Origin of the sequence: Aetokthonos hydrillicola CCALA 1050 (assembly GCF_017591665.1) — a bacterium.
Classification (GTDB): Bacteria; Cyanobacteriota; Cyanobacteriia; order Cyanobacteriales; family Nostocaceae; genus Aetokthonos; species Aetokthonos hydrillicola.
Genome location: NZ_JAAKGC010000063.1, coordinates 1 through 13358 on the forward strand (window position 1 = coordinate 1; position 13358 = coordinate 13358).

At 39.1% G+C, this 13358-nt stretch carries 13 protein-coding genes; 8 read left to right on the forward strand and 5 right to left on the reverse strand.

Annotated elements, in window-relative coordinates; genetic code table 11:
- From G4P69_RS25170 to G4P69_RS25195, 6 genes are all read left to right on the forward strand, one after another.
- Positions 1 to 435, forward strand: a 435-nt coding sequence (locus tag G4P69_RS25170) for a hypothetical protein (protein WP_208351997.1), incomplete at its 5' end; no start/stop codon positions are given.
- A 35-nt stretch (positions 436 to 470) separates the two neighbouring features.
- On the forward strand, positions 471 to 701 hold the full coding sequence (locus G4P69_RS25175; protein ID WP_208340006.1) for a glycosyltransferase: 231 nt from the start codon (positions 471 to 473) through the stop codon (positions 699 to 701).
- Between the two features lie 47 nt (positions 702 to 748).
- Positions 749 to 1810, forward strand: a complete 1062-nt coding sequence (locus tag G4P69_RS25180) for a glycosyltransferase family protein (protein ID WP_208352000.1) — start codon at positions 749 to 751, stop codon at positions 1808 to 1810.
- A 27-nt stretch (positions 1811 to 1837) separates the two neighbouring features.
- Positions 1838 to 2944 (forward strand): glycosyltransferase family 4 protein, encoded by a 1107-nt coding sequence (locus G4P69_RS25185; protein ID WP_208340008.1) that lies wholly within the window; start codon positions 1838 to 1840, stop codon positions 2942 to 2944.
- A 39-nt stretch (positions 2945 to 2983) separates the two neighbouring features.
- Positions 2984 to 3745: a glycosyltransferase family 2 protein gene (locus G4P69_RS25190; RefSeq protein WP_208340009.1), complete on the forward strand. Its 762-nt coding sequence runs from the start codon at positions 2984 to 2986 to the stop codon at positions 3743 to 3745.
- Between the two features lie 143 nt (positions 3746 to 3888).
- Positions 3889 to 5004, forward strand: coding sequence for a glycosyltransferase family 2 protein (locus G4P69_RS25195; protein WP_208340010.1), 1116 nt, complete (start codon positions 3889 to 3891; stop codon positions 5002 to 5004).
- A 157-nt stretch (positions 5005 to 5161) separates the two neighbouring features.
- On the opposite strand, the gene G4P69_RS25200 is transcribed toward G4P69_RS25195, so the two are convergent.
- Entirely contained in the window at positions 5162 to 6286 is a 1125-nt protein-coding gene (locus G4P69_RS25200; RefSeq protein ID WP_208340011.1) for a glycoside hydrolase family 2 TIM barrel-domain containing protein, read from the reverse strand.
- Positions 6287 to 6563: 277 nt separating this feature from the next.
- Between G4P69_RS25200 and G4P69_RS25205 the strand changes: the two genes are divergently transcribed.
- Both G4P69_RS25205 and G4P69_RS25210 read left to right on the forward strand, forming a co-directional pair.
- Positions 6564 to 8975, forward strand: coding sequence for a DUF4082 domain-containing protein (locus G4P69_RS25205; RefSeq protein WP_208352002.1), 2412 nt, complete (start codon positions 6564 to 6566; stop codon positions 8973 to 8975).
- 204 nt (positions 8976 to 9179) lie between these two features.
- Positions 9180 to 9503: a sensor histidine kinase gene (locus tag G4P69_RS25210; RefSeq protein WP_243902209.1), complete on the forward strand. Its 324-nt coding sequence runs from the start codon at positions 9180 to 9182 to the stop codon at positions 9501 to 9503.
- 14 nt (positions 9504 to 9517) lie between these two features.
- Here the strand turns inward: G4P69_RS25210 and G4P69_RS25215 are convergent, their stop codons facing one another.
- The 4 genes from G4P69_RS25215 to G4P69_RS25225 form a co-directional block, all read right to left on the reverse strand.
- The gene (locus tag G4P69_RS25215) at positions 9518 to 10429 is read right to left on the reverse strand and encodes a ChaN family lipoprotein (protein WP_208340014.1); all 912 of its coding nucleotides are present in this window, start codon (positions 10427 to 10429) and stop codon (positions 9518 to 9520) included.
- Between the two features lie 210 nt (positions 10430 to 10639).
- The gene (locus G4P69_RS39465; protein WP_310834220.1) at positions 10640 to 10924 is read right to left on the reverse strand and encodes a hypothetical protein; all 285 of its coding nucleotides are present in this window, start codon (positions 10922 to 10924) and stop codon (positions 10640 to 10642) included.
- 146 nt (positions 10925 to 11070) lie between these two features.
- Entirely contained in the window at positions 11071 to 12111 is a 1041-nt protein-coding gene (chlG, locus tag G4P69_RS25220) for a chlorophyll synthase ChlG (protein ID WP_208340015.1), read from the reverse strand.
- A 78-nt stretch (positions 12112 to 12189) separates the two neighbouring features.
- Positions 12190 to 13290 (reverse strand): Get3/ArsA fold putative tail anchor-mediating ATPase NosAFP, encoded by a 1101-nt coding sequence (locus tag G4P69_RS25225; RefSeq protein WP_208340016.1) that lies wholly within the window; start codon positions 13288 to 13290, stop codon positions 12190 to 12192.
- Positions 13291 to 13358 lie beyond the last annotated feature (68 nt).

The following is a 13358-nucleotide window of genomic DNA, read 5'->3' on the forward strand; positions in this document are numbered from 1 at the left end:
AGTTTTGGAGATAAGATTAAAAATCAAGTACGTCCTATTTTTGATTATATTATTATCTCTATATTTATCTTGAAATCTGATATAAGAAAAATAAATAGAATTCATATAAGATGGATTACAACATTTTTTCTGCTTCTCTTGCTTTATTTTGGCTCTTTGACGTATGGATTTAATTTGAGAATTACCAGTATCTTTTTTTGTATACCTGGTTTTTTTTATATGATCACTCTCTCTTCCGAAAAACGTGATGGTAGCTATGATACTTTTATATTGCTTTGGTCAATTGTTTTCAGGATGATTTATTTTTTTTCTAGTATGATAAAACCTGAGGGTAGTGAAAGTTATCTGATTTTTTGGAATGGTCAACCGCTAACTACACCAATAACTGAACATTTTTACCTTTTTTATCAATTTGTATTAAACTTAATTAATTAATTACAAGTGATATAAATAACTGACTAGTGTCCATAGTGACTATCTCGAAAAATAATTACCAAGGATTACAAAAAACCTTGCAATCAGTCAAAGAGCAAGACTCTAAAATAATAGAGCATATTGTCATTGATGGAGAGTCCGATGACGGAAGTAAAGAACTTTTAAAGTCATATACCCATTGTAAAAAATATGTTTATTTTTCAGAAGTAGATAATGGGATATCTAGTGCATTTAATAAAGGTTTAGACAGAATTAATGGCGATTGAATTTTTATAATTTATCAAAATAAATAATAAATAAAAAAATAGTTTCTATGACTATGCATATAAGATACCTTTTCATTCCTAAAAATCCGAATCTAAATCATTGCCCAGAATCTTTTAATGCAGCGTTAAAATGTAATATTTTTGGTAATTCTCATAGTAATTCTCATATAGAAAATATAAATCGTATTACTCTTGGAACAATTTTCTACCTAGTAAAAAACTTAGTAAGTTTATCATCAGACGAGGTAATATCGCTATTTTTATTTCAAATACGATTAGAGTATTTGGCTTTAATATTTATTCTTAAAACTATATGTATTATTCTTTCTAAAGATTTAAGAGTATATTATATGATGCATGAACCTCGATTAGAGAAGGGAAGAACTAATCCTCTTAAAGCATTTTTAGTCTATATCTCTAACTTATTGTTTGGTTTTTTATCATCTAAAGTTTTATTACCTAGTAATGAAGCTGTATTAAAAGCTAAAAGCTTTGTTGAAAATCAGAAGATTTGTCAGGTAAATCTTACTTTTATGTCTGTTCCTGATGAGATTTTGGAGAGGAACTTGTTTGAACTGAGATGTAATTGGGAAAAAGTCAAAACTTTTTCCTATCTAGGTACAGCGGTAAAAGATAAAAATCCTCAAGGATTTATAAAATTTGCAAATATTGTTAATAAATATTATGTAGATAAAGCTCGGTTAATTCGTGCTGGTTCTGATAAAAATGTGTCTATAAATTATGATAAAGAGCTAATAATTAGATTTCCTGGCTATATGTCTAATAGTGCTAAAAAATTCTTGCTTGGTTTGACGCACTTTCTTGTAATTCCTTACTCTTTCTCTACTCAAAGTGGTGTGATAGCAGAAGCATTAAGCTATGGAAAGTTGTTAGTTATTAATGATATTCCTGCTTTTTCTTGTTTCAAAAATTTAGAGTTTGTCTTCCTGATTGATTTTAATGATGAAAGCTCAATATTAAAATGCATAAACTATTTATTTAGCATGGAAATTAGTGATTACGAGAAGTGTTATCGAGAAGCTGTGAATTTCTATCAAAAAAATTATTCGGTGAGTTATTTATCAAAAACATTGCCCAAGGTTCTATAAGAGAAAATTTACCCTATTAAATTGTTTATGCAAAATAATAAGCAAGTACTACTTTACATAATTACAAAATCTGAATTGGGTGGCGCTCAGGGGAATGTTTATGATTTGATTTCCAATTTTCATGAACATTACGAAGTTCATTTAGCAACGGGTAGCACAGGTCATTTAACCCAGAATGTGAGTGCTATTGGAGTGTTTGTGCATCTAATTCCAAATCTGACCCGTCAAATCAGCTTATTTAGTGACCTATTAGCAGTAAAAGAATGCGTTTTATTAATAAAAAAAATTAAACCAGGTATCATCCACGCACATAGTAGTAAAGCTGGGGTAGTTGGGCGTGTTGCTGGATGGATTTGCAGAGTTCCTACAGTATTTACAGCACATGGTTGGGGCTTTACTTCTGGAACACCCATACCTCGTCGCATGATTGCACTATTGGCCGAAAAATTGACGGCACTTATTACTAGCAAGCTGATTTGTGTGTCGGAAAGCGATCGCCTGTTGGCACAAAGCCTTGGTATTGGCAGCAAAAGTTCATTGGTTTGTCTTCGTTACGGCATTGACAATATAGCGATTTCCCTAGCCAATCCTTCACAGCAACCACCCCGTTTGATTATGGTGGCACGTTTTAATGAGCAGAAAGACCAAGCTACCCTACTAAACGCGATCGCTCTGCTGTCGAACCATACTCTTCATCTTGACTTGGTTGGTAGTGGTTCGTCTTTGTCATCATGCAAAGCTTTAGCACAATCTTTGGGAATTGCAGATCGGGTTTCTTTTTTAGGCGATCGTACAGATGTGTCCGAATTGTTAACTCAGTCTCAAATATTTATTCTTAGCACTCACTATGAAGGATTACCTATCAGCATTTTAGAAGCTATGCGTGCTGGCTTACCTATTGTTGCAACTAATGTAAATGGAGTGCCAGAGGAAATTGTACATAGTGAAACAGGCTTACTAGTGCCGCCTAAAGATGTACAACTACTAGCTGATGCACTCTCTACTCTCATTCAATCTCCTGATCTTCGTCAACAGATGGGTAAAGCAGGCAGACAAAAATTTGTGCAGGAATTTACAGTTGAGCGCATGATAGCCGAAACCAGAACTATCTACGAACAAATACTCAAAAATTAATAAGTAATAAGTAATATGAACTATTGCCAAGTATCCATAGTGACGATCTCGAAAAATAATTACCAAGGATTACAAAAAACCTTGGAATCAGTCAAAGAGCAAGACTATAAAATAATAGAGCATATTGTCATTGATGGAGATTCTGATGATGGAAGTAAAGAGCTTTTAGAGTCATATACCCATTCTAAAAAATATGTTTATTCTTCAGAAATAGATAATGGGATATCTAGTGCATTTAATAAAGGTTTAGATAGAAGTAATGGTGATTTAATCTTTTTCTTAAATGCAGGCGATGTACTTGTTTCTAATACTATTGTTTCTGAAGTTGTTAAAAGCTATTTGACACATAAATGGAAGTGTGGCGTCGGAGGTAGAATCTCCTCAAATTATGCAGAAGAAGAGGTGTTGTATTATCCACCAAAACTTACATCTAATTTCCTAAAATACTTTATGTTTTTACCTCACCAAGGTTTTTTTTGCGAGACGTCTTTGCACAGAAATTACAAATTCGATGAATCTATTAAAACTTCTATGGATTATGAATTATTTCTCAGAATGCTGAAGGATATAGAAATATTCTATTTACCTTTTGTTATATCAAAATGTCAACCAGGGGGTGTTTCAAGTCAATCACGGAAGAGAGTTATTGAGCAATCAGGTATACGCCTTAAACAGGCTAACAGAATCCATGAAAAATTTATAATTAGCATTTTAAATACATTGATTCTGCTAAAGAGTGATTTAAAAATTAGCTCGCCTTTTGCATTAAAAAATGAATCGATTAAAGATTACATTAACTAATATTTGATTCATATTAATTAAATAATCCTTTTAGAAGTAGCCGCATTTTTATTAAGTTGTGAACTTAGCGTAGCTCAAGTTTAGTTAGGAATGTGAAAAAACTTTTTTATTGTTAGGTCGAATGGATAGAGATAAATACAACCATGTCAAATACAGTATCTACAGTTTCTATTGCTATCCCTGCCTACAATGAATCCGCAAAAATAGAACAAGTTGTGCGTGGATTTTTAGGCAGCAATTACCCATATATAATAGAAATATTCGTTGCTGATGGTGGTAGCACGGATGGTACTCAAAAAATAGTTGAAAAACTCTCAACTGAAGATGTACGCATCAAGCTACTACACAATTCTCAAAAAACTAGACCAGCCGGTCTAAATTTAATTTTATCTGAATGTACAGGTGATATTTTTCTCACAGCTGATGGTCATTCTGACTATGCATCTGACTACATCGAAAGATGTGTAGAAGGTTTGCAAAATTCAAACGCTTGTAATGTTGGTGGAGCGCAGCGCTTTGTAGCTGAAAACTCCTTTCAAGCAGGTGTTGCACTTGCATCTTTGAGCTTACTTGGAAATGGTGGAGCTAAATATAGAAACCCTAACTATAGCGGTTACGCAGATACTGTTTATTTAGGGTGCTTTTGGAAAAAGAGTTTATTAGAGCTACACGATTTGTGTGTTAAAGATAATCCCAATAAAGCGATAAGCTTGAACTTTGATAAAACTATATTTGATCCAACACAAATTACTAATGCTGATTCTGAATTGAATCAGAAGTTAATTGCTAAAAATGAGCAAGCAATCTACATCGACTCAAAAATTCGTGTCTGGTACTACCCGCGAAAATCTTACAAGTCATTAATTCTTCAATATTTCAGATATGGTCGAGGTCGATATTTAACCAGTACAAAACACCCCAAAATACTGCAATTGAGAGGTATATTACCATTTGTAGTTATATCTACTGCTCTTTTGCTTCTCATTGTTGACTTTCTTTTTACTAAATTAGATTTGCCAATGGAATTAGTAATTCTTGGAGGGTTACTATTACCTTTTTTGGAGAGTCTGCGAGTTACTTTAAAACATTGGAAAAGCTTTAATTCGGAAATTTGGCGAGGCAGTGAACACGAAGTTCCTTCATTCATTAGTCGTTTCTTTTTCTGTGGAATTGCTTTATTAAGTATGCCAATTTCTCACTTTGCTGGCTATGGCTATCAATTGTTCCGCAATCAAGTTTTGCAAGTTAGTAACTGGTAATTAATACAGAGCAGCCCTCAAAAACACGAGCATGATTTGTTATTTAGTAGAGGCTCATAAATATCAACAACTAATTAAATTGCAAACCATGTAGGTTCGTTTGAGACATGAAGCACTACACCTGTATGGGTTATGCGATCGCTAACCCATCCTAAAGTTATACAATTTTATACAACTTGACTTCATAAGGGTTTAAAAGAGTACTAAAACTTGCCTCATTGGATATTTTAGTAATAGTTTTTTCCTTAAAAGTAACTATTTTGCCAGCTAACCTCTGAGTGAGATTTACTGTGAAATTTATCTGAATCAGATTGTGATTAATGGCTATCATTAAATGTTTTTTAGTATTAGGAATAGGAAATAATTTAACTTCTATCTCTGAGTTGTTTACTTGTACTGGATTGCTTAAATTTTCTCCTTCAACGATTGCAGGAATGTATTCTCGGAATTCTTTAATAGTAGGATACAAAACTGACTCATTCCAGGAAGGTGAAGAGAGGTAGTGTATCCAAAATAGCAGCCCGTCCGCCCCTGCAAAGACTGATAAATAAAACATATAGCGAAATTCTAGCTTTGTTGGTAATCGTTTATTGTACTTATTCTCACCATAAGCTTGTACTACGTTCCAAAATTTTTTCTTTTTAATATCAGCTAGGGAAGCGACGTACTTGAGGCGGTCACGGTAAGATTTTGCCCATTGAAATTCTGCAACTTCCTGTGTGCAAGGATAAAAATCCCACATCAGTATATCCATTGCATCGCTGTAGGGTTCAATTTCGTATATGTAGGCAAAAACTAACGCTACTGGCTTTGATTTATCTTCTTCCTTAATAGCTTTGTATAGCTTTTTTAATAAATCTGAAGCAATTGGTCTAGATGGTATCTCTGGTTCATCATAAAGATACCAACCATACACAGAAGGATGATCTTTATAAGTACGAATAAACTCTTTCACTCCTGAGATATTTTCTGATTCGATTAAAGAACGAGAGATCTCAAGCAGAATTTTTATTGGTGTTTTTTTAGAAGCATCCAAAAATGCTTGAATTTTTTCCTTGTTCTCTTTTTCAACATAAGGCATTAATAAGTCAATTCCTTGAGAATATACTTTGATTGGTACATCAATATTGTTAATATTATCATACCAACCTAAGAAGAAGGGTAGACTCCGTTTCTGATTAATGGTTAAATATTTTTTGGAATTTAAACTTAAAGCTATGCTGATAGTACTAGCTGCTACAAAACCAGTAATTAAACTTAGAAATTTATGTCGCTTTATCATAATTTAAAACTTTAAAATTGAAGTTCCAAGTCCAAAAAGCAATGCTCTTGTTTCCCCTACTTATACTGAATTACATAGGCAGACTACTAAAGTAGAAGGGATAACTAATTTTTTCAATCCACAAAATGTATATGTAGGACTGCCTTTCTTAGCTACAGCAGTTTTGAGATAAATGAGGTACACCGATAGTCCAAGGGCAAACACCGTTTGCCCCTACTAATGTACCTCACGCACTTCGAAAGCGCTGTAAGTTTTATCAAGATACAAAGGAGACTAAATGAAAAGGCTTATTCGCGTGATCGCCATCATGCTGTTCACAGCATTGCTGGTGATAAATCTGAACAAAGGCTTTCAGTTACAAATAGAGAAAGTGTTTGCAGTAGGTCCTTGCGACTCCCCTGCTAACGAGATCGTCGCTGAGAACTGTCTGGCAGGCAATCCAGCCTCAGAGTGGGACATCAGCGGTGATGGTGACTCAACTATCCAAGGCTTCGCTACTGATATCAGCTTTCAACCAGGGGAAACCGTTTCCTTCAAGGTTAAGACCGACGCCACCAATTACAGCCTTAACATCTACCGACTGGGCTACTACAACGGCACAGGTGCTCGTAAGGTGGCAACCGTTCAAGGTGTGCCACAAACACAGCCAAACTGCTTAAGCGATACAACAACTGGACTAATAGATTGCGGTAACTGGAACGTGTCCGCATCTTGGACTGTGCCGACGAATGCCACATCAGGGATCTACTTGGTGAAGCTTGTGCGCCCAGACACTGGGGGGGCTAGCCACATGGTCTTTATCGTCCGCAAAGATAGCAGCACCTCTGACCTACTATTCCAGACTTCTGATACTACCTGGCATGCTTATAACACTTACGGCGGCAAAAACCTCTACATAGGAGGACCAGGTGTTAAAGAAAATGCCTATAAAGTCAGCTACAATCGCCCTTTTAACACTCGCGTATACGACGGTGCTACCGACTGGCTGTTTAACGCTGAGTATCCACTAGTGCGATGGCTAGAGGCTAACGGCTACAATGTCAGCTACTTTACTGGCGTAGATAGCGATCGCCGAGGTAACTTGATCAAAAATCATAAGGTCTTCTTATCAGTCGGTCATGATGAGTATTGGTCTAATCAACAGCGCAGTAATGTTGAAGCGGCTCAAGGTGTAGGTATTCATCTGGCATTTTTTAGCGGCAATGAAATTTTCTGGAAGACCCGGTGGGAAAACAGCATTGATGGGTCAAATACACCATATCGCACGCTAGTCTCCTACAAAGAGACCCATGCGAATGCGGTAATCGATCCGGCTGATCCACCCACATGGACTGGTACTTGGCGCGATCCTCGCTTCAGTCCACCTGCAAATGGCGGTCGTCCAGAGAATGCCCTGAGTGGTACTATTTTCACTGTTAACTGCTGCAGCTATGCCATCACTGTCCCTGATTCTGACGGTAAGATGCGCTTTTGGCGCAACACGAGCATCGCAAATCTTGCAGCAGGAACCACTGCCACACTTCCGAATGGAACATTGGGTGCAGAGTGGGATGAAGACCTTGATAACGGCTTCCGACCCCCAGGTTTGTTTAGATTGTCGACCACTACACAGAACGTGTCGCAGCGCCTTCTTGACTACGGGTCAACCTATGGTTCGGGTACAGCCACTCACCACCTAACACTCTACAAACACAGCAGTGGTGCCTTAGTGTTTGGAACAGGAACATATCAGTGGTCGTGGGGGCTTGATAGCAAGCATGATAATGGCAGCGCCCCCCCAGATGTGCGGATGCAACAGGCAACTGTTAATCTGTTCGCTGACATGCGCGTGCAGCCTGCCACCTTGCAGACCGGCCTAGTACTAGCCACTGCCTCAACAGACAACAGCGCCCCCACCTCAACGATCAGCTCACCGACGGCTGGCACAACAGTGCCAACAGGTAGCTCAGTTACAATCAGTGGCACGGCAAGTGATACAGGTGGCGGTGTTGTCGGCGGTGTCGAAGTATCGGTGGATGGCGGGACAACATGGCACCCAGCTAATGGACGTGCCAGCTGGAGCTACACCTGGACACCTTCAATCAGTGGCTCAGTAACTATCAAAAATCGGGCTGTAGATGATAGCGGCAATATCGAAACACCTGGAACAGGGGTTGCTGTCACAGTTGGTGGAACACGGACTTGTTCTACACAACAACCATGTAGTATTTGGAATAGCACAGCGACTCCTACCGTAGTGGCAGACCCTGATACAGCAGCGACCGAGTTAGGTGTCAAGTTCCGCTCTGATATCAACGGCTATATTAAGAGCATCAGATTCTACAAGAGTATCACTAACACAGGCACACATACTGGTACCCTGTGGAACAGTAGTGGGACAAAGCTTGCGAGTGCAACTTTTACCAACGAGACAGCTTCAGGCTGGCAACAGGTAAACTTTACTACCCCTGTAGCGATTACAGCCAATACAACCTATATTGCCTCTTACCATACTAATGTTGGTCATTACTCAGCAGATGAGGGGTACTTTGCCAACTCTGGTGTAGATAACGCACCACTGCACGCTCTAAGCAATGGCACAAGTGGGGGTAACGGTGTCTATCACTATGGTTCAACTTCTGCTTTCCCTAGCTCCACCTATAACTCTAGTAATTACTGGGTAGATGTTGTATTCAGCACAACTCAGTAAAATTTAGTCGTGGAAAAAACCTTCTTAAAACGAGCAAGTGCGACGTGAAAGTCGTGCGGAGGTGCAGTAGCACACATGACGCTCGGAGTCGTCTCCACAAGAAGGTTCCTTCCCTTCACAAGGGAAGGTTTTTTACATCTGGGTGCTGGCAAGACAAAGACAACAAGGAAGGAAAGCAGACAAGGAAGTTTTTTGTTTGATGATATGGCAAAAACTCGATCCTTTCAACATATTAAAGCTCATCCTCAGCAAATCAAGATTCGCACAGCAATGGTTGAGAATCAAGTTGAGATCTCTATTCGGTATAATGGTAAGGGGATGACAGAAGAGGTTAAAGCTAAAATCTTTGATCATTTATTTACAACTAAAGCCGTCGGAAAAGGGACAGGATTAGGATTGGCGATCGGCGCTTCGCCGCAGCGCTTCGCTATCGCTCGTCAAATTGTTGTGGAAAAACATGGCGGAGCGATCAAGGTAGATTCTACGCTAGGCGAAGGTACGGAATTTGTGATCGAGCTACCGCTGTAGCACAGCACTAAGTATTAATTTTCAGCAAGGATAAAGTCGGCGATCGCCTTATCTTTAGTACTTGCTTCTTCTGGAGGACTAAGTAAAACAGAACGCTGAATCACCTTACCTTTGAGACGACGAAGAACCCTACTGGGAATACCATAACCATAAACAACATGTCCTTGTCCAGCTAATACCACCACTTGGTAATCTGGGTGAGATTTTAGAAATTTGGCAATACCTTCTGCCATTGTTTCATCCCAAAGGACTTGTGCTAAAAAGAAGCGGTCAACATCACTACTATTACCACCATTATTGACGGCTTGATGCTGCTGAAAGACTGCAAGTAAGCTTTGGCGATACTCTTTATTATCAGTACGGATTTCTGAGAATGGGGGAATCTTTTGGCGTTCAGATAATGTTAAACTTTCTAAGCCTTGCTGAGCAACTTTACGAGTAATTTCAGAAGGAGTATTTAGGGCTAAAACAGGTAATTGTTTCTTTTGGGCAAACCGCAGGATAGGGGCGTAATTTTCCCAAGGAATACGCCAGCGTTTTTCGTACTCGCTTTTCTCTAAAAGTTCTTTTTCGGTTAGTTTTCCTGTAATATATTGATCCAGTATCCCTTGATAAGGTCGCTGGAACATTTCCATTGCGATCGCGATTTTAGGATTATGTTGATAGAGTTCTTGAATAATTTTTAGCTGATTTTGGTGGTCTTTGGAACTATCGTGAGTCTCTCCCAAATACACAACATTTGCTTGTCTCAATGTTGGTATCATCTGGGATAAATCTCCAACACACTTGCTTGCAACAAATTTCTCAGAACACGAACTTTTTACTGATTGCTGGGCGTAAGTTGGCAAAGTGCAAAGTAAAAATATTCCTAACCATAAAGCAAATACTTGGGTGATAGGGAAGTAATAACGCTGCAATTGTTTCATGTTGTTGACACAGTGAAATGATGAAACACAGGCTGGCTGGAAAACAACCGTTTGTAGATAAGTGAATCGACGGTAATATTTCAAGCTATGTTAATAAATTTTAACGTAGCGCAACGCACCACCACAAATTCAAGGTGCGTTACGGCTTCGCCTAACGCACCCTACAACTAAATCTTATAAATTCTGACTTCTGACTCCTGAGTTCTTTTGTTAAAAAATAACATTAGTTTTTGGCTGATAATCCCTACAATCTATGGCTTCTTCTGTATTTGCAGCGTGGGGATGGACAGTGCATTTAAGGCGGTAGTTGTCGGTAAAAAATTCGCAATTTGTACAGGGTATCTGATGCATTTGCTTTGCGCTGGAGACGCTTTGTTTTGCAGCTGTCCATAAACTGGAAGCAACAACAAAAACTAATGCCCATGCACAAAAAAAGCAAATAGGCACTATTAAAAATTGAATTGTGTGAAGTAGGTAATACAGTAGTTGCAGCACGGTGGGTTCCAATATATCTTAGGATTAAATAGTAGAGTGTGTTAGACGGAACTATCGCTAACACATCCTACGTATCTAACAATTTATTCCTGTCTCCTAAGTTAAAAAAACTTCTCACTCCTAACTTCTTGCTATAGAGGGAGAAGTTAGATGCCAGCATGACCAAGTGCTAGCCCAGCAACAAGCATCCCCAGAACGAGGAACGGTTGAGCACTTGCTTGGTACTTGACATCATTATTAAGAGGATCACGTAGGAAGTACATGTCTTGGAAGGTGAGTTGCGGAATGATTAGGAGTAGAAGAATTGCAGCATACAGATTTTCATTGATAGTGATCAGATAAACTGCAATTGCTGCTTGAAACACGTCAATCAAAACCACGCTAATCCATGCAGCATTTGTCACCCCGAACATGACGGGTAGTGACTTTAATCCAAACTGGCGATCGCCTTCTACACTCTTGAAATCATTAACAATAGCAATCCCCAAACCAGCTAAACTGTAAACCACGGTAAGCACTACAATTTTCCAATTGAGTTCACCAAACAAAGCATGACCAGTACACCAGGGTAAGGCGATGTAACTTGCGCCTAAGGCGTAGCTGCTTAGCCAACCGTTCTGCTTAAGTTTTAACGGTGGTGCAGAATAAATGTATGCTATAAAAGAACCTAGTATAGCAAGGCATGTGATTGTGGGGAATTCATGACCTGCCCAAACATCTAGAACAAATGCTAGCGCAACACCACTAATCACCAAAACCAGTATTTGCGTAATGACTTGGGGTAGAGAAATCGCTCCTGAAGGAATTGGGCGATAAGGCTCATTGATTGCATCAATATCGCGATCAAAGAATTCATTGACGGTTTGTGTATAACCAGTCATTAAGGGTCCTGCTAGCAACATACAGGTTGCTGCCTTCAAAACATTTTCCAGCGTCCAAGTGTAGTCACCAGAAGAAGCCGCACCACAGATCACACCCCAAATTAGGGGAATCCAGGTAATCGGTTTCATCAGTTGTAGGCGGATTTTCCACACGGAGCCTCCTCCTGACGCTGCACCCTTCATGCCCAGTAGTTGCCTTGTTTTAGCAGTGCGCTCAGCAGCGCGATTTACTTCTTCTCCAACAGATCCTAGATCTTGCGTAGGAGATGAATTGGGATTTGGGGAAACGGGCGTTGATTCAGACATAAGGCATATACGAGATGGGGAGTAGAGGTTGTTAGTATGTAATGGTTAGTTGTTGTACTAACCACTAACCATTAACCACTAAAACGAAATTATCAAATAATTATTTTGGAACTTTGCTCCTGTAACTGATTTGCCACTTAAAGCGGGAGGTAAAGCGATATTTCGCCGCAGATCTCCTGCTTCTATAGTGACCTCTGGCCCATATTGAGTCAGCTTGACTTGTTTTTTATCAAACCCAGGCAAAAATAAGCGTACCTGACGATTTTGGGTATCGATCTCAATTGGCTTGGGAGCTTGTACTGCCTGAGCCGCAAAGTTAGGTAGTGCATCTATTAATGATTGCCAGTCGCCTGTGCTTTCATCGGGAACAACACTCACTGGTAGGGGAGTAAATTCTTCTGCTAAGCTAAGGGTTCTGTCAGAAGATACGAATATAACCCCACCAACAGTCAAACCAACTTGCTGAGCACTACCCCAAAGATAACGAGCAGTAGCAACTTCGATAGGGTCATCTGTAGTTACTAAGAATGCAGCAACATGCTTTGGATCTGCAACAGCTGCTTTCCCTTTATCTAATAAATTATTAACTTGGTTAGTAGGTTCGTTAAGGCTATCAGGGTTCCAATTAATGTTGAGAACAGTGCTAACCAGAGGTTGAATTAGGGGTGATTCGGAAATTGTTTTTCCTATATCAGAATTAACGAATAATTGTCTAAATCTCCTTACATACCAACTAAGAGATTCTGGCATTCCTAAAGTTCTAATGGTGGAAGAGTCCCCCGAACCATCATAGACAATTACGTCATATTTGCCACTGGCGTCATATTCGCGAATGGCATTTAAGACAAGGGCGCTGTCCATCCCAGGCAAAACTGGTACTTCTTGAGCGTAAACCTCTTTCAACAAGGGTGTGCGGAGGTATTGCGCCTCCACTTTCTTCACCTCTTCCCAACTGCGTTCTAGCAATACAGATGTTTGAAACTGTACGAGATGCAAATTAGCAGCAATTTCTTGAGGGTTAGAACTAATTGGGACACCCAGTAGGATTGACAATGTTGGTTCAGCCTGTCCTGCAAGGAGTACCCGCCTTCCTTGATTTGCTAATAGCTTGGCGGTAGCGATCGCAATTTTTGTGCGATCTGTGCTACCTTTACCCAAAAATGTTAGTATCAGCGCCATTAGTTGATTCCTATATTTTACCGCCGATTTTTTCAACTCCAACTTAGCACTCTGTATCAAACTGTAGC